General features: G+C 65.0%; 22 protein-coding genes. 9 read left to right on the top strand and 13 right to left on the bottom strand.

Annotated elements, in window-relative coordinates; genetic code table 11:
- The first annotated feature begins 38 nt into the window (after positions 1–38).
- Positions 39–686, top strand: a complete 648-nt coding sequence (locus tag ACNO8S_RS02900; RefSeq protein ID WP_420182451.1) for an ArsR/SmtB family transcription factor — start codon at positions 39–41, stop codon at positions 684–686.
- Positions 687–716: 30 nt separating this feature from the next.
- Here the strand turns inward: ACNO8S_RS02900 and ACNO8S_RS02895 are convergent, their stop codons facing one another.
- The 3 genes from ACNO8S_RS02895 to ACNO8S_RS02885 all read right to left on the bottom strand — a co-directional run bounded on the left by ACNO8S_RS02895 (position 717) and on the right by ACNO8S_RS02885 (position 3,826).
- Complete coding sequence (locus tag ACNO8S_RS02895) at positions 717–2,282, bottom strand: Na+/H+ antiporter NhaC family protein (protein WP_014039628.1); 1,566 nt, start codon at positions 2,280–2,282, stop codon at positions 717–719.
- Between the two features lie 361 nt (positions 2,283–2,643).
- Positions 2,644–3,153: a hypothetical protein gene (locus ACNO8S_RS02890; protein WP_050037602.1), complete on the bottom strand. Its 510-nt coding sequence runs from the start codon at positions 3,151–3,153 to the stop codon at positions 2,644–2,646.
- 73 nt (positions 3,154–3,226) lie between these two features.
- Positions 3,227–3,826, bottom strand: coding sequence for a DUF5789 family protein (locus ACNO8S_RS02885; protein WP_050037601.1), 600 nt, complete (start codon positions 3,824–3,826; stop codon positions 3,227–3,229).
- 195 nt (positions 3,827–4,021) lie between these two features.
- On the opposite strand from ACNO8S_RS02885, the gene gatD reads away from it, so the two are divergent.
- From gatD to ACNO8S_RS02870, 3 genes are all read left to right on the top strand, one after another.
- The gene (gene gatD, locus ACNO8S_RS02880; protein WP_014039625.1) at positions 4,022–5,269 is read left to right on the top strand and encodes a Glu-tRNA(Gln) amidotransferase subunit GatD; all 1,248 of its coding nucleotides are present in this window, start codon (positions 4,022–4,024) and stop codon (positions 5,267–5,269) included.
- A gap of 96 nt (positions 5,270–5,365) precedes the next feature.
- Positions 5,366–6,256 carry a GNAT family N-acetyltransferase gene (locus ACNO8S_RS02875; protein ID WP_014039624.1) on the top strand — a complete coding sequence of 297 codons (891 nt, stop codon included), beginning with the start codon at positions 5,366–5,368 and terminating at the stop codon, positions 6,254–6,256.
- A gap of 150 nt (positions 6,257–6,406) precedes the next feature.
- Positions 6,407–7,963, top strand: a complete 1,557-nt coding sequence (locus ACNO8S_RS02870) for a histidine kinase N-terminal 7TM domain-containing protein (protein ID WP_420182783.1) — start codon at positions 6,407–6,409, stop codon at positions 7,961–7,963.
- A 101-nt stretch (positions 7,964–8,064) separates the two neighbouring features.
- On the opposite strand, the gene ACNO8S_RS02865 is transcribed toward ACNO8S_RS02870, so the two are convergent.
- The 3 genes from ACNO8S_RS02865 to ACNO8S_RS02855 form a co-directional block, all read right to left on the bottom strand.
- Positions 8,065–8,343, bottom strand: coding sequence for a ubiquitin-like small modifier protein 1 (locus tag ACNO8S_RS02865; protein WP_014039622.1), 279 nt, complete (start codon positions 8,341–8,343; stop codon positions 8,065–8,067).
- A gap of 121 nt (positions 8,344–8,464) precedes the next feature.
- A complete protein-coding gene (locus ACNO8S_RS02860; RefSeq protein WP_420182450.1) occupies positions 8,465–10,267 on the bottom strand; it encodes a potassium transporter TrkA in 1,803 nt (600 codons plus the stop codon).
- Positions 10,264–11,544: a potassium channel family protein gene (locus ACNO8S_RS02855; protein ID WP_420182449.1), complete on the bottom strand. Its 1,281-nt coding sequence runs from the start codon at positions 11,542–11,544 to the stop codon at positions 10,264–10,266. Before ACNO8S_RS02855 ends, ACNO8S_RS02860 begins: the two co-directional genes overlap by 4 nt.
- 29 nt (positions 11,545–11,573) lie before the next feature.
- On the opposite strand from ACNO8S_RS02855, the gene ACNO8S_RS02850 reads away from it, so the two are divergent.
- Positions 11,574–12,782 carry an NAD-binding protein gene (locus tag ACNO8S_RS02850; RefSeq protein WP_050037598.1) on the top strand — a complete coding sequence of 403 codons (1,209 nt, stop codon included), beginning with the start codon at positions 11,574–11,576 and terminating at the stop codon, positions 12,780–12,782.
- Here the strand turns inward: ACNO8S_RS02850 and ACNO8S_RS02845 are convergent.
- Both ACNO8S_RS02845 and ACNO8S_RS02840 read right to left on the bottom strand, forming a co-directional pair.
- Positions 12,779–14,293, bottom strand: coding sequence for an HPP family protein (locus ACNO8S_RS02845; RefSeq protein WP_420182448.1), 1,515 nt, complete (start codon positions 14,291–14,293; stop codon positions 12,779–12,781). The genes ACNO8S_RS02850 and ACNO8S_RS02845 overlap by 4 nt on opposite strands.
- A gap of 112 nt (positions 14,294–14,405) precedes the next feature.
- Positions 14,406–15,131, bottom strand: a complete 726-nt coding sequence (locus ACNO8S_RS02840) for a nucleoside phosphorylase (RefSeq protein WP_004518634.1) — start codon at positions 15,129–15,131, stop codon at positions 14,406–14,408.
- Between the two features lie 86 nt (positions 15,132–15,217).
- Here ACNO8S_RS02840 and ACNO8S_RS02835 point away from each other — a divergent pair, with 86 nt between their 5' ends.
- A complete protein-coding gene (locus ACNO8S_RS02835) occupies positions 15,218–15,439 on the top strand; it encodes a hypothetical protein (protein WP_014039617.1) in 222 nt (73 codons plus the stop codon).
- 1 nt (position 15,440) lies between these two features.
- On the opposite strand, the gene ACNO8S_RS02830 is transcribed toward ACNO8S_RS02835, so the two are convergent.
- A complete protein-coding gene (locus ACNO8S_RS02830; protein ID WP_014039616.1) occupies positions 15,441–15,950 on the bottom strand; it encodes a hypothetical protein in 510 nt (169 codons plus the stop codon).
- A 311-nt stretch (positions 15,951–16,261) separates the two neighbouring features.
- Between ACNO8S_RS02830 and ACNO8S_RS02825 the strand changes: the two genes are divergently transcribed.
- Positions 16,262–16,675, top strand: a complete 414-nt coding sequence (locus ACNO8S_RS02825; protein ID WP_044951686.1) for a hypothetical protein — start codon at positions 16,262–16,264, stop codon at positions 16,673–16,675.
- Positions 16,676–16,683: 8 nt separating this feature from the next.
- On the opposite strand, the gene ACNO8S_RS02820 is transcribed toward ACNO8S_RS02825, so the two are convergent.
- Entirely contained in the window at positions 16,684–17,520 is an 837-nt protein-coding gene (locus tag ACNO8S_RS02820) for a DUF63 family protein (RefSeq protein WP_129756063.1), read from the bottom strand.
- A 162-nt stretch (positions 17,521–17,682) separates the two neighbouring features.
- On the opposite strand from ACNO8S_RS02820, the gene deoC reads away from it, so the two are divergent.
- Both deoC and ACNO8S_RS02810 read left to right on the top strand, forming a co-directional pair.
- A complete protein-coding gene (gene deoC / locus ACNO8S_RS02815) occupies positions 17,683–18,378 on the top strand; it encodes a deoxyribose-phosphate aldolase (RefSeq protein WP_146417570.1) in 696 nt (231 codons plus the stop codon).
- Between the two features lie 50 nt (positions 18,379–18,428).
- Complete coding sequence (locus ACNO8S_RS02810; RefSeq protein WP_420182447.1) at positions 18,429–19,712, top strand: tRNA (N(6)-L-threonylcarbamoyladenosine(37)-C(2))-methylthiotransferase; 1,284 nt, start codon at positions 18,429–18,431, stop codon at positions 19,710–19,712.
- A 43-nt stretch (positions 19,713–19,755) separates the two neighbouring features.
- Here the strand turns inward: ACNO8S_RS02810 and ACNO8S_RS02805 are convergent, their stop codons facing one another.
- From ACNO8S_RS02805 to ACNO8S_RS02795, 3 genes are read right to left on the bottom strand one after another with little or no spacing between them, the layout of a single operon-like run.
- Positions 19,756–20,142: a DoxX family protein gene (locus ACNO8S_RS02805; RefSeq protein WP_050007510.1), complete on the bottom strand. Its 387-nt coding sequence runs from the start codon at positions 20,140–20,142 to the stop codon at positions 19,756–19,758.
- Positions 20,143–20,175: 33 nt separating this feature from the next.
- Positions 20,176–21,090, bottom strand: coding sequence for a cation diffusion facilitator family transporter (locus tag ACNO8S_RS02800; protein WP_014039610.1), 915 nt, complete (start codon positions 21,088–21,090; stop codon positions 20,176–20,178).
- A gap of 46 nt (positions 21,091–21,136) precedes the next feature.
- Positions 21,137–22,024 carry a Rieske 2Fe-2S domain-containing protein gene (locus ACNO8S_RS02795; protein WP_014039609.1) on the bottom strand — a complete coding sequence of 296 codons (888 nt, stop codon included), beginning with the start codon at positions 22,022–22,024 and terminating at the stop codon, positions 21,137–21,139.
- Between the last annotated feature and the right edge of the window lie 16 nt (positions 22,025–22,040).

Genomic DNA, 22,040 nt, shown 5'->3' with positions numbered 1-22,040 from the left:
GTCATGCTTTTGAACCGTGACCCGCTACCTACGTATCGATGGACTCCGCCGAGTTACTCAATCTCCTTGGAAACGCCAACCGCCGGCGGATTCTCAAACTCCTCGCACACAAGCCCTGCTACGTCACCGAAATCAGCGAATACATCGGCGTCAGCCCGAAAGCGGTCATCGACCACCTCCAGAAGCTCGAAGACGCCGGGCTCGTCGATTCCCGGACGGACGACCAGCGCCGGAAGTACTTCTCTATCGCCCGGAATCTCCGCCTGGAAGTCCGAGTCTCTCCCTACGAGTTCGGTACCAAGAGCGCCTACCCGGCAAACCCCGAGTTCGAGATGCCCTCGTGTCGCCATCTCTCGATAGACGTGGGTGCCGCGTCCGACGGGGATTTTCACGATTTGGCGCGGGAACTGGAGCATCTCCAGCAGTTAGAGAACGAACTGTCGCTGGCCCAGCGATGGGTGCAGGCCCGCATGACCGACGTACGGGACCGCATCGACTCCGGCTTCGCGAACGGCGACGGACGACTGTACGCAGAACTGGTCAGCGGGCTCGCAAACGGTATCGATACCGTTCCGGCGCTGGCCCGAGAGATCGAGGCCCCGCCGGAAATCGTCGAGGAAGCGCTCACTCGGCTTGCAGAGGACGACGTGGTCGAACGGACCGACGACGGCTGGGAAATCGTCTGAACAGAACAGTAGTTCAAACAGCGGACCGTCTCAGTCCGCTTTCGACCCGTACGAACTCGGAACCTCGACCGACAGCTGTTCCGAGAGCAGGTACGTCACAGACCCGACAGCGGCCAGTCCGATCGGGAGTGCGATGTACGCCGGGACACCGTAGCCGGCCATCAGGAACAGCCCGGTTGCGACGATGCCGGCCAGCACTGCGTAGGGAATCTGGGTGTTCACATGGTCGACGTGGTCGCTCGCGGCGAACATACTCGACATCACCGTCGTGTCGGAGATGGGCGAGCAGTGGTCGCCGAACAGCGCACCGGTCAGGATCGCCGCGATGGCCGGTGCCAGCGGCGCGCCGAGCGCGTGTCCGAGCGGGATCGCGACCGGGAACAGAATACCCATCGTCCCCCATGACGTGCCGATGCTGAAGCTGATTATGACGGCGCTGAGAAAAATGATAGCGGGCAGCATCCCGGCCGTAATAATCCCCTCACTGATGGCGACGACGTAGGGGCCGACACCCAGTGCCTGGCTCACAGCGCCGATAGACCACGCGAGCGAGAGCACCGCGACGGGGAACATCACCATTTTGAACCCCTCGAAGATGGCGTCGCTCACTTCGTCGACCGCGATGCGTGCGTGCCCGACCAGAATTGTTAGAATGACCAGACAGGCCGAAAACGAGGCCCAGACGATGGCGTCCGCGGTGGCCGCGTTCGACAGTGCGTCGGTGAGACTGCGCCCGGCGAACCCGCCGCCGGAGTAATACAGCGAGAACCCGGTCACCCCCACGAGTGCGGCGATCGGCGCGGCGAAGTACCACCACCGCGGGTCGACGTGGTCGGGCGTCACGATATCGTCCTCCTGTGTTTCCATCAGCGGGTCCGCGTTGTCGCCGAGGACTTTCCCCTCCTCTCTGGCTCTGCGTTCGGCCTTCGCCATCGGGCCGAAGTCCAGGTCCGCGATGACGATAATAAAGACCATTGCGAGCGCAAGGAGACTGTAGAACCGATAGGGAATCGATTCGAGGAACAGCAGGAACGCGCTTCGGTCCACCCCGATTGTGGTCAGTTGCTCGGCGATGAGTCCGACTTCGAACCCGAGCCACGTCGAGACGACTGATATCGACGCGGTCGGTGCAGTGGTGGAGTCGAGGATATACGCCAACTTCTCGCGACTGATGTCGAACTTGTCGGTGATCGGGCGCATGACCGACCCGGTAATCATCGTCGAGGCGTACGAGTCGACGAAGATGGTCATTCCCAGTAGCGACGTGCCAAGCGCCGCCTGCCGGCGGGTCCGAATGCGCTTGACCATCTGTGACGCCAGCGCGTTCATCCCGCCGGAGAGGAAGATCATCCCCAGCATTGCCCCGATGAGGAACGTAAACAGTAGCAGTTTGACGTTGAACGGTTCGGTCACGTTATCCACGACGAACTGGAGGCTCCGGGCGGCTCCGGCGGCCGGATTCCAGCCAACCAGCACCGTCGCACCGATCCAGATACCTGCAAACAGCGAGAGGAGTACTTGGCGAGTGAACAGCGTCAGTACAATGGCGAGCATCGCCGGAAACAGGCTGATGAGCCCGTATGTCTCTGGTGCCATGCGTTCTATTTCTGGGATTACATACGAGATTTATAAGCGTTATCAACCTGAGATACTAGGTGTGAAAACCCAGAAGACGGAATATCTACCCAGAACTAGCACTTTATTCTGGACATATGCCGTTATATTGGGGTTGACTGACAAGACCGTGACAACCAAGATTACGTGACAAAGAGTTCATTCGCGTCGAAACTGCTACGGTCTGTCGCTCTCGTAAACAGGGGGTACCGACATCAGACATCGCTATAACTTGGCGGGAGAGTAGGATATACTGCATACGGAACGACGGGATCGTGAAATACAGTTTAGCGAGTGCAGCAGCCACGGCCCCGGTACTAACCGGAATATGCAGTCAGCGGAATCACAAGTCCTTCGTCAGCCCGCTCCGCAGGTCGCGGCCGAAGTAGTGCCCGACAAGCGCGAGCACGAGGCCGACCCCGCCAGCGATAGCGAACAGTCTGGTGCCGTTCAGTCCCGCGGCGAGCTGTGGGAGGAGGGACAGAACAGCCGTTGCGCCGCCGCTGACAGCGCCCGCCAGACCCAGTTCGGCGTATCGGCGCTCGCTGGCGAGCAGTCCGTAGACGAATCCGCCAAGCAGGATGCCGACCAGTTCGGTGAACGGGACGAGCGGTATCAGCCCGCCGAGCACCATCCCACCGCCGACCGCACCGAAGGCGAACAACAGCGCTCGGAGCGAAAAGTAGCTCCCACTGTCTTTGGTGGTGGAGTCGCTGACAGAAGACTCCGCATCGCGCGATTCCCCGACAGCGACGTCCGTCTCCGCTGACTCCGTCACGCCGACATCGACGCCGAGGTCACTGCCCGATTTTGCGTCCGCGTCGCGGGTCCGCTCCTCGGTTCGTTCGGCCATATAGAGTGTGTGACCGCGAGCAGTATGGTCCTTGTGGGGGCCGCCGGCAGTCAGGGATACAGTGGTGTGTCGCTCAGATACCGAGCCACTCGTCGTTGCGAACCGAGTAGCCGTTCGACCGGCAGAACTTCGCCGCCTGTCGGCGGACGTCGCGGGACCCGGGAAGCGTCTCTTTCTCGTGGATGCGCTCGATAATCCAGTCAGCGATGGCCCGAATACCCTCGTCGTCGTCATCCGCGTCGATAGCCCGCAGCTCCCGAAACGTCCGCTCGTAGCCGTCGCGCTGTGAGGCGCCAAAGGACGCGCTCTGGTGTTCGTCGGCGGCCTCGACGACGCGTTTCATCGCCCCGGCTACCGTCGGCCGCTGGACCCGCGTCCGGACCTCGGCCGGCGATTCGAAGGACTCGACCTCCGCATCGGGCAAGAGGTCCGCGACAGTGTACGTCCCGTCGGCCGACTCGATTTCGTGATCGCCGACCGTAGCGACCACGTCAGCCGCTGTCGCCGGGAATTCGAGCGATTCGAGTTCTGTCTCGAAGTACGCGAGTTCCGTCGGATCGACCGGCGGCTCGGGTTCGTCCGCCCGCTCAAGTTCCTCAGTGATAGCGCGCTCCCGCTGGCGGCGCTCCTCGTTTTGGGCCTGGGCTTCACGGCCGTTCTTGTTGTCTGCCATACTTGTTAGGAGAATGTCTAGTGGGATAACATTGTGGTCTGATAGCGTTTGTAACTCGCAGTAACGGACGTAGATATCCCGGACCAGAGCCGCGGCGAGCGCCCCAACCGCCGGCCGGTCGCCAGATCCGGCGCGTGGCTGAGAGCGCTCGCCGAAACGAGTGGGTTCAAGTCCCACCGGCGGAAAGTGCCGCGCATGAACGCAGGCGACCGGGTCCGCGTCGAGCGCGCGGCCCAGACCTACGAGGGCGTGGTGCTCCCGTCGAGTACGCCCGACCACCTCGTCGTCAAACTCGACGGCGGGTACAACGTCGGCATCGACCGAGAGGACGCGTCCGTCGACGTGCTGGAATCGGACGTGTACGACGTCGAGAGCGCACAAGACGAACAGAGCCAGTCCGCCATCGAGTTCGACGACGACCTCCCGACGGTCTCGCTGATCTCCACCGGCGGCACGATTGCCTCGACGGTCGACTACCGCACCGGCGCGGTGACGGCCCAGTTCGACGCCGAGGACGTGCTTCGGGCGGTGCCGGACCTAGCGGGGATGGCGAACTACCGCGGCCGCGTCGTCGCCAACATCCTCTCTGAGAACATGACCCCGGCAGTCTGGCAGGACCTCGCGCAGGCGGTCCACGAGGAAATCGAGGCCGGCGCGGACGGCATCGTCGTCATGCACGGCACCGACACGATGCAGTACTCCGCGTCGGCGCTGTCGTTCATGCTCGACACGCCGGTCCCCATCGTCTTTACGGGCAGCCAGCGCTCGGCGGACCGACCGTCCTCGGACAACGTGATGAACGCCGTCTCCGCCGTCGAGGCCGCCACGAGCGACTGCGCGGAGGTGCTGGTCTGTATGCACGCCGACGAGTCCGACGACCGCTGTGCGCTCCATCGCGGCACTCGCGTCCGGAAGAACCACACCTCGCGCCGGGACGCCTTCGAGACGGTCGGCGCGAAGCCGCTCGGCGAGGTCGATTACGACATCGACGGTGAGAGCACAGTTACGTTCCACCGCGAATACGCCGAACGGGACGCCGTCGACCTGGCGCTGCACGACGACATCGAGACAGACGTGGAACTCCTGAAGTTCTCCCCCGGAATGGACCCGTCGCTGCTAGAAGCCGCCGCCGAGGACAGCGAGGGCGTCGTCATCGAGGGAACCGGGCTCGGCCACGTCAACACCGACTGGATCGGGACCATCGAGAACCTGGACATCCCGCTTGTCATGACCAGCCAGTGCCTCGAAGGGCGGGTCTGTGACCGCGTCTACGACACCGGCCGGGACTTGCTCGACGCCGGCGTCATCGAGGGCGAGGACATGCTCCCCGGCACAGCGAAGGTCAAGCTCATGTGGGCGCTGGCAAACAGCGACGACGTTGCCGACGCCATGCAGGAGCCCCTTGCCGGCGAGATTCAGCAGCGCTCGACGCCGTGGCTGTAGCACCGAACACGGTGTGGTAGCCTCGGCGGGACGGGCCGTTCCCGGCTGGCAAATCGACGCGACCCTTTTTTCACCGTCGCGGGAGAGTCTGCCCGTATGTCGCCGACTGTTCGGACGGCTCGTCACGACGACTACGACGATATTGTCGAACTGACAAGCGATGTCTGGGCCGACCGCGCGATGGCCGATTACATCCCCGACGTGTTCCGTGACTGGGTCGACGACGACGGCGCGGACCGGAAAACCCTCGTCGTCGATGTTGACGGTCACGCCGTCGGCCTCGCGCAGGCCGTCATGCTCACTGAGACCGAGGCGTGGTTTCAGGGCATGCGTATAGACTCGGACTACAGAGGGCAGGGATTGGGGTCGCTGCTGACCGACCACCTCATAGAATGGGCGGCCGATGCCGGCGCGTCAGTCGGCCGAAGCATGGTGTTTTCCTGGAACGAGGCCGGACTCGGGCAGTCGCTGGCTGCTGGCTTCGAGGCGGTCACGTCGTTCCGCTGGGTACACCCCGAGCCACGGGACGAGACGCCCGGGATGACTGTCGGAAACGACCCCGCGACAGCGTGGCGCTACTGGCAGGAGAGCGACGGACGAGACGTCCTGTCCGGGCTCGCGCTCGACAGCGGGGAGAGCTGGGCGCTCTCGACGCTGACGCGGGACACGCTCGACCGGCTGGCGACTGACCAGGCGGTCCTGACCGTCGGGGATAAGCCACGAGGCCTGGCGTGTCGCGTCCGGACGACCGAAGCTGACGGCGAACGGCTCGCGGAGTACGCTGTCGGGGTGTGGAGCGACGTCGACGCTGCGCGGGCGTTGTTCACTGCGATAGCCGCCGACGCAGCTACGCTCGGCGTTGACGGGACGCGGGTCCTCATCCCCGAGACACCGCGCCATGTGGCCCAGGCCGCGTACGCCAGCGGGAACATCGACGGCCGCCCGGACTTCGTGTTCGAGATAGACGGCCTCGGAGAGTTATCATAACCGATAACGCGGACGCAACACTCATTCAGATACACGCCCAGTCACCGATAGATGGATCTTGTTGGGAGTTCGCCGGCATTTCTCGTATACGTCGCGGCGTACGGCCTCGCGGCGGTCGGCTGCGGCGTCGGGCTCTACAGAGCGACTCGCATGGAAGATCCCGATACCCGCCGCGGGATGGTCGGACTCCTTCTCTGTAGCGGCGGCTGGGCGGCGCTGCAACTCGGGTTCCTGATCACGCCCGGGACGCTTGGATACGCGTTCTACCTCGGCAGCCTCATCGTCGGTCTCGCGACGGTCGGTGCGTGGCTGTACTTCTGTTCGGCGTACACCGGGCGGGCGTTCCACCGGAACCGACTATACCGTGTGGTCGCCGTGAGCGTGTACCTCGGTATCGTCACGGTGAAGCTGACCAATCCGCTTCACGGGCTCTATTTCGCCACGCAGTTCGTCTCTGAGCCGTTCCCGCATCTGGCAATCACACACGGCGTGTTTCACTGGGTGGTGACGGGACTCTCCTACGCGCTCGTCACCGTCGGCTTCTTCATGCTGTTCGAACTGTTCCTCGAAGCGGACTACGACACCCGTCCGCTGGGCGTTCTCGTCGGTGTCACGGCGATCCCGGCGGTCCTCGATATCGTCGGGTTCGTCACCGACATCCTGCTCGATATCAACCACGAGCCGCTCGGCGTCGCACTGTTCGCGTTCGGTGTCCTCTACGTGTACGACGAGGCGTTTCTCGCCGTGCAACTGACCGATGGCGTCGACGATGCTGTCGTATATCTCGACGATGACCGCTACATCAAGGAGTCTAACGGCGAGGCACAGCGGCTCTTCCCGGCGCTGGCCGGGAGCCGCGGGCAGCAGCTCGACACAGTGTTGCCGGCCGTCACTGAGATACTGCAAACGGACGAGCAGATTCTCGAACGGAACCGGAACGGCGGGACGGAGTACTACCTCGTCAGCGACACCTCGTTTTCGCTGGGGCAGGTCGACATCGGTCGGATGCTCGTGTTCACCGACGTGACCGAAAGCGAGCGACGTCGCCGCGAACTCGACCGACAGAACGAGCAGTTGGAGGGGTTCGCAACCGCGATCAGACACGAGCTTCTGAACACGCTCCAGATAATCACCGGCCGCGTCTCCGTCGCCGGAGACGCTCTAGACCGCGGCAAGGTCGGTCTGGCGAAAGAATCCCTCCAGTCGACGTCCGAGACAGCCGAGCGGATGTCCGAAATCGTGGACGGACTCGCGACGCTGGCCCGACACGGGCAGACAATCGACGAAACGACAGCTGTCGACCTCCAGCCGGTCATCGACGGAGCCTGGGACCGTGCCGACACGAACGGCCTCACGATGGCGGCCGACGTGGAGGGACAGATAATCGCCGATCCGACTCGATTGCGGGACCTCTTCGAGAGTGGGTTCACGTTCGCGGCCCACAACGACGCGTCGACGGTCACCGTCGAGCGAGAGGCCGACGAGATCGTCATCACCGACGACGGAACCCCGGCGGGCGAAACAGCGGCGGAGGCCTTTTTCGAGTACGGCGGTGCGATGCCGGACGCCGAAGCCGGGATGACGCTCCCGAACCTGCGGATGCTCGCCCGGACCCACGGCTGGGACGTGACGCTCGATACTGAGTATCAGGACGGCGTGCGAATCGTCATCTCGAACGTGACGGTGGCGGGCGCGCTGGAAAGCTGACACAGACGACAGGTCGTGCTATACGGATTGTCGAAGATTGTTTCGGGAGAGTGCCGGCTCCAAAGTCGACACATACCCGAAAACCGCTCCGACGAGCCGTATCAACCGCCGCTGACCGGCGGGAACAACGCCAGTTCCGTCTCCTCGTCGACTGCCGTCGCCAGCCCCTCACCGGCGGCGAACGGGTCCTCGCCGTCGACGAGCACCCGGACGTGGTCGGCCAACTCCTCGTTCTCGTCGAGCACCTCCTCGGCGAGCGCCGGTCGCGACGCGAGCAGCGCATCGAGCGCCGTTTCGACCGTGGCCTCGCCCTCGATATCGACGCTGACCGACTGGCCGTCGGCCGCGTCCCGGAGGTGTGCGAACAGTTTCCACTCCATAGCCGTACTCCGGGCGTCCGGCAAAAGAGGGTTCCGGACCGAGGTGTGTCCGGCCCGTTCAGGTGGACCGGGGAAGGGCAGCCGGCGACGGCGTGCATCCAGCAATAGGGAGGCCCGCCTCTCAGTTTGACTTCTCCGAGTCGTCACCAGCGCCCGATTCGTCGTCGACGCCGTCTCCGTCCTCGGCGGGCGCTTCGGAGTCCGCCGAGTCGCTGTCGTCGACCTCGTCCGCAGTCAGCTCGTCGTCCGCCCCGTCGATTCGCTCTTCCGGGTCCCACACTTCGACGGTGTCGTCGCCGTCGTCTGCCGGCAAGTCCTCGAACGCCTCGTCCGCAGTCAGCTCGTCGTCTGCGTCCTCCACATCGGCGTTCCGAAGCGCCGCCAGCGGGTCGTCGTCCGTGGGTTCGTCTCCGGTCTCGGTTGTCCCGTCGTCAGCGCCGATATCAGCCAGGCCAGCGTCAGCAGCAGTATCAGCCGCCCCATCCTCAGCGGCGGTGTCAGCCGGTTCACCGGCAGTGTCGGTGTCAGCTCTGTTTATCTCAGCGTCGGTGTCGGTCGTATCCTCGGCATCGGTCTCGGCCGCGTCGACATCCCCCGCGCTGTCGTGGGCATCGGCATCAGTCGTGTCGGCCGCTGGTTCAGCCGCCCCGTCAGTCTGCTCAGTTCCAGCAGCCGGGTCAGACGCGCCTGACTGGCCGTCCTCGTCAGCAGTATCGTCTTCCGACTCGTCCGTCACAGTCGCTGTCGTGGTCCCTTCCGTGGCTTGCTCCAGCCGCCGCAACGCGTCCGGCGTGGCGATTGCGTAGATAGTGTCGCCGGCCGCCAGCACACGCCCGCGAGACGGAATCGTCTCCGGTTGCTGGTCGTCGCGGGTAATCGCGACCACAGTGACTGCCAGACTGCCGACCGCCGCACCGTCGAGCGTGCTCCCCGGTTCGACGGTGGCGGTGCCCATCGTCTCGTCGGCCGCACGAAGCAGCGAGGCGAACTCCCGGTCGGAGCGGTCCTGCACCGGGAGCGTGACGAGCTTGTACTGCGTTTGCGGGTCGAGTTTCGGCGTGTCGGCGGCGTCGATAGCGACTGTCACCACGTCGTCGGCAACGCCCCGGAGTTCGCCGGTGAGCACGCGCTTCGCCGGCGCTTGCTCCCAGACCTGAACCAGATCGCCGGCGCTCGCGGCGTGGGCCGGATCGGCCTGGATGGCGACGGCGTTCGTCGAGGGCGGCAGCGTCGGGCCGATGCCGGCCGCCCGTGAGCCAACGGCGAGGTAGTCGACGTTGCCGTCGTCGGCCAGTTCGACGTCTACGTGGCCGACGCCGTAATCGGTCTTGAGGCGGACGACCAGGCGGTCCCGGAGTTCGTCTTTCGTCAGCCGCCGCGGGAAGAGAAAGCGCCGGTTCGCGAGCGTCTCTTTGGTCTCGTCGGGCATCGGGTCGTAACCGATGATGTCGTCGACATCCTCGGGCAGGCGAACGGACGTGACGCGGCCGACGGTCTGGACGATCTCGCTCACGTCGGCGTCGATGTTCCGGCCGCCGGTCGCGGCGAAGAGGTCGACGCCCAGTCGGTCCCCGATACGCATCCCGCCGTAGGCCCCGACGCCGCCGGCGAGGAACGCAGCGAGGTTCAACAGGACTGCACCGGCCGCCAGCACGTCCTCGCGCTGGGCGATGACCTCGCTGAGCGCCGTCGTCGCGCCGATAACGAGGACGACCGCGGTCAGGCCGAACAGGACCGCCAGCCCGGTCTGAATGCGTTCGCGGACGTACCAGCGATAGAAGACGGCGATAGCGCCCGCCGGCGTCGCGGCGAGCAGCGTGATGACGAGGAGCCAGACAACGCCCTCGACCAGCGCCCGCGACACCGTCCCCAGTTGCAGGTTCGCACCGACCTGTGCGAGCAGTGTCAGGCCGAGCGGCGTCATGCGACCGCCTCCGCGAAGGCGTCGAGGTCGGCGCGGCGGCCAATCGCGTACAGTTCGTCGCCGGCCTCGACAGCCGCGTCGCCGCGTGGCGCGACCTGCCAACCGTCCGCCGTCCGGATAGCGACGATGGCAACGTCGTAGACCTCCCGAACTTTGGCGTCCCGGAGCGTCGTCCTATCCAGCGGGCCGTCGGCGCGAACCGTGAGTCGGCGAAACCGGCTCCCGGCCCGACGGAGCAGCGAAACGAGTTCGTACTCTCGGTGGGTCCCACGGGGTTCGACCACGACCTTCGGCTGGGCCGACCGCAGGAGCGGTTGCACGTCCGTCCGGGTCACAGCGACCGTGAGCCGGCCCTCGCCGCCGTCGGTCGTCGGTGCCTGGACCGGCGCTGTGGACGGCTCGGCGTCGGCGATCTCCGGTTCCGTCGGCGTCTCGGCGGGCGTCTCGTCGGCCGACGGAGTCGACCGCGCGCTCACGACGGTCCCCCGGACCTGTGCGTCCTCAGTCAGCACCGTCACCTCGTCGTTGCGGGCCAGCCCGGTCGGCAACAGCGCGTCCACCGAGACGGCGTGGCGGTTGTCGCCCACGCGCTTCGAGAGGCCCGAAAACGGCGGCGCGGCGACGACCGTCGCCCGCCCTTGCTCGTCTATCGAGACGGCAGCGTCGCCGAGATCGAACTCCGATTTCAGCCGCTCCTCCATCCGGCGTTCGAGTTCGCCGATACGGAGGTCCGCCGGGAACCGCCACTCTTCGGTGCGTATCTCGGCCCGGAGTGGCTCCGAAAGCGGCGGATACCCTTCCATGTCGGCCACGTCGCCGACGACGCGGATACGAACCTCGTCGCGGCCACCGACGAATTCGGCCACGTCCGCCGAGAGTTTCTTCTCGCGTAGCCCCTGGAAAGAGAGCCGCTTCGGGAACTCCGCCCCGAGCTGGTCGCCCTTGCTGTGAGCGTACAGCGACACCATCCCGACGAGAACGATTGCAGTAATGATTCGCTCGGCGTTGGGGGCCTGCGTAATCGACTTGTCCGCCAGTGCCATGAGGCCCCCGCTGACGCCGGCAAGTGCGATTGCCAGCACGACAACACCGAACCCCGGCACGGTAATGCCGGTAAAGTACTTGAAACTGAACCCCAGCGCCCACGACACGAGCGCGGGAATCACTCCCACCAACAGCCCCAGATAGATCCCCATCAGCACCTCGACCGGGAGCGAAGCCATGTCCACATCCTGCGTGGCCGGTAGTAAATCGCTTCCGGCCCGCGGACAGTACATTTACACCCACCGCTGTAATCTGGATGGGTATGGACAGGCCGCGGAACTGGTTGGGAGCGCGCGCAACGATACTCTTGCCGGTCCTGGTGGCAGTGCTGTCGTTCGTCACTGGTGTGGTCAACATCAGTGCCGTGTCGATCAGCGGGCCGCTCGGGGACCTCATTCCGCGAAGCATCCAGCGCACCGCCGGGTTTACCGGTGCGCTCACGGGATTCACGCTACTCGTTAGCGTCGTCGGACTCCGTCGCCGCCTGCGGGTCGCGTGGTACGCGACCGTCGTCTTACTTCCCGTCGCGGCGGTTCAAGGGCTGGTGCAGAACTCGGAGGTGCCGCTCCCGTTTATCGGCCCAGTGCCGAGTTCGGCGGTGTCGATACCGCTCGTCGCGCTCTCGCTGCTCTCGCTCCCAGTAATATTGCTGAACCGGCGGCGGTTCGACCGGTCGGTCGACCTCTCGACAGCGCAACTGGCCGCGGGCGCGGCACTCCTCGGCTCGCTCATGTACGGGACGGCGGGATCGTACGCGCTCCGGGACGAATTCACCAATCTTTCGACGGCGACCGACGCGTTCTACTACACGCTGGTCACGGCCAGTACCGTCGGGTACGGCGACATGACCCCACAGAGCCAGCAGGCGATACTGTTCGGTATGTCGGTGGTCGTCCTCGGGACGGCCAGTTTCGCCATCGCGCTGGGGTCGCTGCTGGGCCCGGCAATCGAGAAGCGGCTTTCGGAGGCACTCGGAAACATGACTGACGCACAACTGGACTTGCTCGAGAACCACGTACTGGTGCTCGGCCACGGCGACCTGACGGAACCGATCATCGAGGAACTGACCGGCGCAATCGATTTCGTGGTCATCACGCCGGACACGGAGACGGCCACGCGGCTCCAACAACAGGACATCCCCGTTCTGACCGCGGACCCGAGCGACGAAGAGCCGATGCAACGGGCCGGTATCGAGGAGGCCGCGGCGGTCGTCGCGGCGACGAACGACGACGCACAGGACGCGCTGGCGATACTGACGGCACAGACGCTCAATCCGGAGGTCAACATCGTCGCCGGGGCGACCGACCGCGAAAACATCGAGAAGCTCCGCCGGGCGGGCGCGGACACAGTCATCAGCCCGGCGGTGCTGGGCGGGCACCTCATCGTCCAGTCTGCACTGGGTCGCGAGGGGATGGAGAACATCGCCGACCACCTGCTCGACGTGAACGACGAGGACGACGCAGATATCTAGGCCCGGCCGCGGTCGACGATAGCGACGTCCGTCTCCACGTCCTCCAACCGTTCGAACGTCGGCGGCGAGATGAACCGCGACGCCTTGCTCCGGTCGCGGCTCGCCCCGATCATGACCAGGTCGTATTGTGGGGCGGTATCGGTCAGGAACGTCTGGATGTCCGTCCGCGGGACTCGCGTCTCGAACGCCCCCTCGTACGGTTCGATGAGGTCCGCGAGCATCTCTTCGGCCCGGCGGCGGTCCCCGCGGGAGCCGATACAGGTCGCGACGGCGACCCGCCCGCTCCGGCCGGCTAGTCGCGTGGCGAAGTCGACCATATTGTGGGCCACGTCGCTGACAGACCGCACGGGGACGATGACCTGCTTCCAGCGGGTCCGGTCGCTCCGTGACCGATGGACGACGATGTCGCTCTCACTGCGGAACAGCCGCTGTAAATACGACGTCAGCGCCCCGTGTCGACTCTCGTAGGGCGCGACGATGAGGTCGCAGTTGGTTTCGGCCGCGGTTTGCAGCGTCGTCTGCGCCGGTGACCCGTCGTCGCTCGCGACGACGACTTGACAGGAAACGCCCGTTCGCGTCTCGATGCGGTCGGCGTGGGTCTCTAGCCAGTCGACCTCCGCTTCGAGGTCAGTCTGGTCGGGTGATACCGACGCGTTGGCTGGGTTACCGCCGTCAGCGACGGGACGAGTCCGGGCCGATGGCGAGCCGGACCCGTTCTCCGACCGGATGTCCATCTGTATCGTGTCCCGCATGAGCGACTGCTGGGTTGTGGCGGCGTCGCTGTCCGAAACCATGTCCAGCAAGACGACTTTCCCGGCTTCGTGGGCAGCCGCGAGCCGCGCGCCCAGCATCGCTGTCTGGCCAGCCGAGTCGCCGCGCATCGGGACGAGGACGTGGTCGTCGCCGGACATCGACTCGTACAGGTACGTCGCCCGCTGCTCGTAGAACTCCTCGCGCCAGACGACGAAGAGGGCTGCCACGAGCGAACTCGCGAGGAAGATGCTGACAACGAACGCCGCCCGCTGGCTCGGTTCGACCAGCAGCGCCAGCAGGGCGGTGGAGTACGACGACGGCTCCTCGATGTCGAGCGGCCAGGTGACCACGCCGGTCGCGAAGACGGCGAGACCGGCACCGAGCGCGCTGACGCCGAACTGGCCGCCCGGGGCTGTGAGGTAGCTGTTCGAGACGGCGAGCGCGCCCAGCCCGCAGACCGCACCGATGGTGAGTCCCGCGACGAACCGCTTCGGGTCGGAGTACTTGCTCGTCGGATCGACGAAGAGCGTGTACGACCCCGCTGCAAGCGGCGGGAACAGCAGGAAGCTCAGTTGTGGGACGGCGTTCGCCAGCGTCGTCACCAGCACGATAGCCAGCGGGACGAACACCAGCATGGAGAGGTGGACGAGGTTTTCGGTCACCTCGGCCCACCGTCTGAAGTCCTGTAGTTCGCGGCGCTCGACCCGCCGGAGCCGTCTGACCGCCGCGCGGAGTCGTTTCCGGAACTGGTCGAGCATACAGTTTCCCACGGGAGAACGTCTGTTAAGCCCTCCGCCGGGAAGCGGCGCGACCGACCGATCACACGGGACACCCCCGACGGGCGCTCGCAGAACCCAGCGGTTCCGACGCTTACAGCGACGTGGTCGCCGTCAGACTGATTTCGATGGCGCGTTCGACGTTGTTCTTGGCTTTCTCGGGGAGTTCCTCGTCCTCAGTTTCGCCCTTCTGTGTCCCCTCGACGAGGTTTCCGTCGACGGTACAGATAGCGCCCGAGCGCAGGCCCTTGCGACGACACAGCGAGAACAGCGCGGCGGCCTCCATCTCGACGGCCAGCAGGCCAGCGGCCTCCCAGTCGTTGATGTACTCGTCCGTCTCGGCGTAGAAGGCGTCGTCCGTGGCGATGGGGCCGACGTGGACGTCCTCGTCGTTCGCCTCGGCGGCGTCGACCAGCGACGAGAGCACGTCGTAATCCGGGACGGCCGGGACGGACTTCGATTCGTAGCGCTGGGACGTTCCTTCGTCCTTGGCAGCGCCGTTAGCGACGACCATGTCGCCGATTTCGATGCCTTCCTGAAGCGCGCCGGTCGTGCCGACGCGGATGAGCGTCTCGACGCCGACAGCTTCCAGTTCCTCGACGGCGATGGCCGTCGAGGGCGACCCGATGCCGGTCGAACAGATCGTCAGTTCGCGGCCGTCGTAGGTCGCATTGACGAGTTTGTACTCGCGGTTCTCCGCGACGACCTCGTGGTCGTCACAGAGGCCCGCAATGCGGTCGACACGCCCGGGGTCACCCGGCACGAGCGCGATGTCTGTCAGGTCACCCGGTTCGACGAGTAGATGCGGTTGTTTCGCCATACAGGCCAGTCGCACGGAACTATTTAGTAGTCAGTGGATTCCCGTCGTTCACAACAGTGAGGTAGGACGGCCGCGAGAGCGGACGTATGGCAGACGATCTCTCGCTGTTCGACAGGCGGATGCGAGGACCGGCGGGTATCGCTCTCGCCGCCGGAGTCGTCCTCGGACTGCTGACCGGCTACACCGTCGGCGCGGGAACGCCGGACGGCCCCTCGTGGACCCTCGTCGTCCCGTTCGCGCTCCTTGCCAGCGTATTCCTGTATCTCGGAGCCTACAGAAACCTCTCGAAGCGGGTCGAGGATACGTAGCTTACAGCCAGGTGACGAGCACCGGGACGAACAGCGCGAGCGCCGTCCCGAAGATGAACGCCGTGAGCGCCCACTGTCGAATGATCTCGTCGGCATCGTCCCGGACGCTGCCGCCGAAGCGAGGCATGGCGATGCGGGCGAAAAAGTAGTAGATGAACGCGGTGACGCCCGCAACGCCGATAATGTGCGGTAGCAGCGGGACGCCGTTGAGCGAGACTGCCGTCGGAAGCACGGACGAGAGGCCTGCAACGACCGCGCCGTAGAGCAGTGCCGCAACGAGGGCGGTGCCGTGATGCACGACGGCGGCGAGCGGACGGCCCACTGCGGCCGGGTCAGCACGAGTGAGGCCGGCCGCGGCGACGTGCGCCGGCAGGTACCCCTGGTCCTGTGTCATCATCGGGATGTTCAACAACAGACCGACGACCGCACCGGCGACGACACAGACGAACGCCCACTGCGTGAGGGGGTAGTCAAGCACGTATCGTCCCTTGTTCGCAGTGCCAATGAGCATTGTGTCATGCGGCTGGGGAGAGCAGAAACGACAGGTCTGGTGGCGGGATAGTCCGTTGCGAGGATACCATCCCGAGATATCACCGACGGCTCTGGCACTGTCGAGTGTAGTACCGCAGAGTCAGACAGGATACATAGGGTGATGAGATAGTGCGGTATGCGGACCCAGGTGTTATCACACCCGTTTCAACACCCTCAGCTGTGTCGTTTCGGGTCAATCGGGGACGGCTGTCCTCGCCGTTCAATTCACTCAATATATTACACCACGGTGATATATATGTCGCCGGCCAGTTATATGTGGTAAGTTATACTATGACACAGCAACGCTACCAGAACGGGAAGCAGGTGATTAGACGCTGGGACGAGGTTTTCAAGGCCGTTACGGCCGAGCCGCGGCGGCAGCTCGTCATCTCGTTGTCAGACGCCCACCCCGACGAGACAGTCCCACTCCCCGAAAGTGCCGTAAACCCCAACGTCCCGCGCGACCCGGCGGTCCTTCGACAGGAACTGTACCATTGTCACCTGCCGATGCTGTCCGACCACGAGTTCATTACGTGGGATACAGAGCCACTGGTCGCCGGTCGCGGACCACGGTTCGAGGAGGTGGCCGTCGTGCTCGAATCGCTGCAGTCGAACGCGACGGACATGCCGGAGCCGCTCGTGTTCGGGTGTCAGCGGCTCGAACAGGAACGGCAGGAGCGACGCAGCGATTCGGTGGCAGAATAACGCCGCCCTCAGACCGGGCTGAACAGGAACAGGACGATGTTGTTCGTGGCCGGGCCGATACCGACGGCGGTCACGAGCGCGAGCAGGAGGCTCGCTTCGACCGGGTCCTCTTCGAGGTAGTCATCGAGCAGGAAGACGACCGCAATCGCCACGAGCAGTTTGACGAACACGAACAGCCAGCCTTTGCCGAGATACGGCGCTGTCGGGAGTGTCCCGGCAAACTCCATGATACGGGCGGGGATCGGCGTTCGCTCCGTGATACCGATAACGTCAGCGCCGACCGCCGTCGAGACGCCGTCGAGCATATGCGCGAACACGACAGTCGGGGCCGCATAGCGCATCCGAACCACGACCGGCGTCCGCCACAGCGCGACCGCAAGCACCGTTACAGCGGTGACAACAGTCGCGACGACGACGGCGACAGTCGGCCAGATGAGCCCCAGCAGGCCGGACTCCAGTGCCATCACGACGGCGATGACGAGCAACACAGTCAGGAGTCCGATACCGATGTACCCCAGATTGCGCGATATCGTCTCGCTGTGGCCGCGCCGGACGCTGAACAGCGTCAGCGTGATCCAGACGACACCCAGTGTGACGAACGTCGTGAGGTACACCGCCGGTGCGCCGAACAGCGGTGCGACCACGGGCCTGTACGCTTCAATCGGTGGCTGGTGGAACGCGTGGAGCGCGCCGCCGAGTGCCATCCACGGCGTCAGAGCGACCACGGTCCGCTGGTCGATCGGTGGTTCGAGGGCGTACAACAGCGCTGTCACCACGAGTGTGCCCGCAAGCAGCGCCACGGTGTACTCAAGCGGCGGGAGCGCTAACCCCGAAGGCAGTACCATGTCCCTCACGCCGACGCCGACGAGGGAAAACCTTCCGAACGAGACCGACGGAGGGCACACCGGTACGAGCGGCTATCGCGGACAGCCACTACAGCGGGACACCCGGCCCGCACCGTCCGCCGCCCGCCGTCTTTACGTAGACACCGCGTGTCACCCCGCGGTATGGACGACATTCCAGACCGCATCGAGCATACAGTCCTCGGCCCGACGACGACACCGGACGACGTACGAACCTGCCTCGACGAGGCGCTGCAGTACGGGATGCGGGCGTGTATTCCGCCGTGTTACCTCCCGCTGGCGACGGAGTACGCGAACGTCCCACTCACGGCCGTTATCGACTTCCCTCACGGCCAGGGCCAGACCGACAGCGTCTGTCAGGCGGCCAAACTGGCCTGGGACGCCGGGGCCGACGAACTGGATATGGTGTGTAACATCGGCCTACTCAAGGCCGGCGAGGACGACGCCGTCCGGGACCACATCACCGAGGTCGTCGCCAGCGTCCCGGTTCCCGTGAAGGTCATCGTCGAAGCGCCGCTGCTCTCTGACGACGAACTCGAACGGGTCGGCCAACTGGTCGCAGACGCTGACGCCGCGTATCTCAAGACCGCGACGGGGTTCAGCGAGGGCGGCGCGACAGTCCACGACGTGGAGATCCTCAGCAAGTACCTCCCGGTGAAAGCCAGCGGCGGCGTCGGGTCGTGGGCCGACGCCGAGGCGATGTTCGAGGCCGGGGCCGAGCGTATCGGGGCCTCTAGCGGCGATACTATCGTCCGAGAGTGGCAGGCCGAAACGCAGGGCGAAACTCCAACCAAACCGGAGACAGACCGAGACGACGCGGACACAACCGACGGCTACTGACCGGTCTAATCCGTCGCCCTTTTGCCGTCCTGGCGATAGTGTCTGGATGAATGGCCCGGTATCATATCGAGACGTACGGGTGCACCTCGAACAGAGGTGAGACCCAGCAGATCGAGCAGGCGCTCCGGGAGGGCGGGCACCATCCCGCCGACGGGCCGGAGTCGGCTGACGTAGCGATTCTCAACACCTGTACGGTGCTTGAGAAAACCGAGCGGAACATGCTCGCACGGGCCAAAGAACTCGACAAAGAAACGCCGGCCGACCTCGTCATCACGGGCTGTATGGCGCTCGCACAGGGCGAGGAGTTCCAGACCGCCGACGTCGACGCGGAGGTACTCCACTGGGACGACGTGCCCCAGTACGTCCTCAACGGCGAGTGCCCGACAATCACGCCGGACACCGAAACGGTGCTCAACGGCGTCGTTGGTATCCTTCCCATCGCACGGGGGTGTATGTCGGACTGCTCCTACTGCATCACCAAGCAGGCGACCGGGCGAATCGAGTCGCCGTCGGTCGAGGAGAACGTCGAGAAGGCCCGCGCGCTCGTTCACGCCGGCGCGAAGGAAATCCGCATCACGGGCCAGGACACCGGCGTCTACGGCTGGGACACGAACAAGGGGACGAGCCTGCTGCCGGAGCTACTGGACCGCATCTGCTCCGATATCGACGGCGACTTCCGAGTGCGGGTCGGCATGGCGAACCCGAAGGGCCTCCACGGCGTCCGCGAGGAACTGGCGCGAGTGTTCGCCGAGCACGACGAACTGTACAACTTCATCCACGCGCCGGTCCAGTCCGGCAGCGACGACGTGCTGGCTGACATGCGCCGCCAGCACGCCGTCTCGGAGTACCTGGAGGTTGTCGAGACGCTGGACGACCATCTGGACTACTGGACGCTGTCGACGGACTTCATCGTCGGCTTCCCGACCGAGGAGCCGGCCGACCACGAGGAGTCGATGGCGCTGCTGCGCGAGACCCGGCCCGAGAAGATCAACGTCACGCGCTTCTCCAAGCGGCCCGGCACCGACGCCGCCGACATGAAAGGCCTGGGCGGCCAGACGAAGAAGGACCGCTCGAAGGAGATGAGCGAGGCGAAGATGGAGCTGATGGCCGAGGCCTACGAGGAGATGGTCGGCCACACGTCCTCGGTGTTGCTCGTCGAGGACGGTACCGACGAGTCGCTGGTGGGCTACGACGAGGCCTACCGACAGGTCGTCATCGCCGACGCACAGGAGCGCGGCCTCGAAATCGGCGACACGGTCGACGTGGAGATCACGAGCCACAACACCGTCTACGCCTTCGGCGAGCCGATCGAGCGGGCGCAGGTCGCGGACTGAGCGGGTCGGCAGCCCGAATTTTCAGTCGGAATCGACCGAGCCGTCAGTCACCGCTGTAGGCTTCACGAAGGAACGCTATCGCCCCGCCGAACATCGCGAGGTTGCCGAAGAAAGCCAGGCGCTCACCACTCTTGTCGTCCGGGTCGGCGTTCCAGAAGTCGTGCATCGTCGGGGTAACGACGGCGAGGAACGTGGCGACGGCACCGGTCGAAACGCGCGGGAGCCGCCAGAATGCCGTCCCCAGCCCGCCGACCAGCATCATCCCCGAGGCCAGCGGGGCCAGCAGGTCCGGCGCGGGGACACCCGCAGACTCAGCGTACTCGATTGCATCCTCCATGTCGCGGAAGTCCTCAGCGGCCTGGAGGGCCACACCGAGGCCGAACAACAGTCGTCCAAGCGCGAGCCAGCTACGTGATGAGTCGTCACCCATATGCTACGTCATGGCACGGAAGCTACTAAAACGTCACTCCAGGTCAGCGAGTCGTTCCACTTCCTCGTCGTCTTTCCACTCGCCGAGTTCCTTCGGGTCGACGTGGATGAACGCGTCGTCGACCTCCGGGAGTTCCTCGATGGACTTGATGACCGCCGTCTCGATGTCGTGGGCCTCGAACAGCGTCAGGTCGCCTTCCACCTCGATGTGGAGGCTCACGTCGATTTCGGGGCCGACGTAGTGGGCGATAACGTCGTGTGCGCCTCGGACCTGCGGGTGGTCCAGCGCGCGGCGAAGAATTTCGCGCCGGAGGTCCTCCGGTGGTGCGCCGCCAACGAGATAGGTGACGTTTTCCTGTACGACCTCGATGCCGGTGTAGATGATGCCGATGGCGACGACGAGCGCAGCCAGCGGGTCGGCGATGGGGTAACCGGCCATCGCACCACCGACGCCGACCAGCGCCGCTCCCGCGGTGAGGATGTCGTTGCGGTTGTCCTTCGCCGTCGCAATGAGCGCCGGGGAGTTACGGTCCGTGCCCGCGCGGAGACAGTAGCGGTAGAGGGCGTACTTCGCGACGGCCGAGAAGGCGAGCACGAGCACGGCGGCTGGCCCCTGTGTTACCGAGATGTTCCCGGTCAGCAGGGCAGTACCGGCGTTCCAGAGGACGAACCCGCCAGCGGAAAAGATACCCGCGGCGACGAACAGCGAGACGAACGGCTCGATACGTTCGTGGCCGTGGGGATGCTCGAAGTCCGGCGGGCGCGTCGTCAGGTACAGCCCAGCGACGATGACCAGCGAGTAGGCGGTGTCGGCGGCGCTGTTGACCGCCTCGGACTGGACAGCGAAGCTCCCGGTGGTGAGCCAGACGCTGGCTTTCAGCAGCACGAGGAGGAGATTGACGCCGAGAACGAGCAGGCCGACCCGCCTGAGCGTCGCGCGGCGTGACATTGCTCCCCCGTTGTCGGGCCGCCGTCAAAGCCGCTTCGACACTGAGCTATCCCTGTGGCCGAGGCCGCGACGCAAAAGTTGCCGTCGTCGGCGAGAACGGATCGTATACCGACTGGTGGCAGTTACAGTACACCTTGTCGGCAGCCTCGAACTTCGCGCTTCCGGGCATCGTCTTATACCCGGGATTACAGCAGAGGTGCGTACAGCGGTTCACCCATGCGATGAAATCCTTAGCAGTGGCCGCGTCCAGGAACTCGCGTATCTCACCGGCAAGGTCGGCATACTCGTCGTCACCGGCGACCATCTTCGAGACAGCAGGTGTCCGGAACACTTGCACCTGTATCTCTTTGACGTCCTCGCCCTGTGAACGCCAGGTCGCGACCGCTGGCTTGCCGAGACCGTCGCTACCGATATCGTTCCCCCAAGACTCGTAGTCCTCGAAGTGCTCGACACGGAGTTTATCTCCGTCATTCAGCTGTGATTGCCAGTCATATGCCGCCTTCGACCTGAGGAACCCGTCACGCTCGGGGTCTGGCTCGAGTCCCGCGGCGACTTCGAGCCCGCAGTACTGGAACCACTGCTGGGAATACGTCACGCCGCCCAACTCCGCTTTGGCGATACGGAAGGTATCACCGCCCGTGGTCACTTCCGAGACGGACGGCCACTTTCCGCGGAGTGCGCCATCGGATATCTCCAGCGGAACGAGCGGCATCGGTCGGTTCGCCGGGCCAGCGATGTTCTGGATGCCGATATAGGACACGGTACCACCACCGACACCGCCTTGGTCAGTCGCTGCGTCGACTGCGAAGCCGCCGACAGTCGTCACTCCCGACAATGCACTGGCACCGACCAGTCCTTTGACGAAGCGGCGGCGACCGGACGGGGCTGGGTACTTATCACGCTGGCCGTGATTTGGAGGGGCTTCTTGCGTCATGGGACCATACGACAGT

Source organism: Haloarcula sp. KBTZ06, from assembly GCF_048595605.1.
In the GTDB taxonomy this organism is placed as follows: Archaea; Halobacteriota; Halobacteria; order Halobacteriales; family Haloarculaceae; genus Haloarcula; species Haloarcula hispanica.
This window is presented reverse-complemented; position numbering and strand designations above follow the sequence as displayed.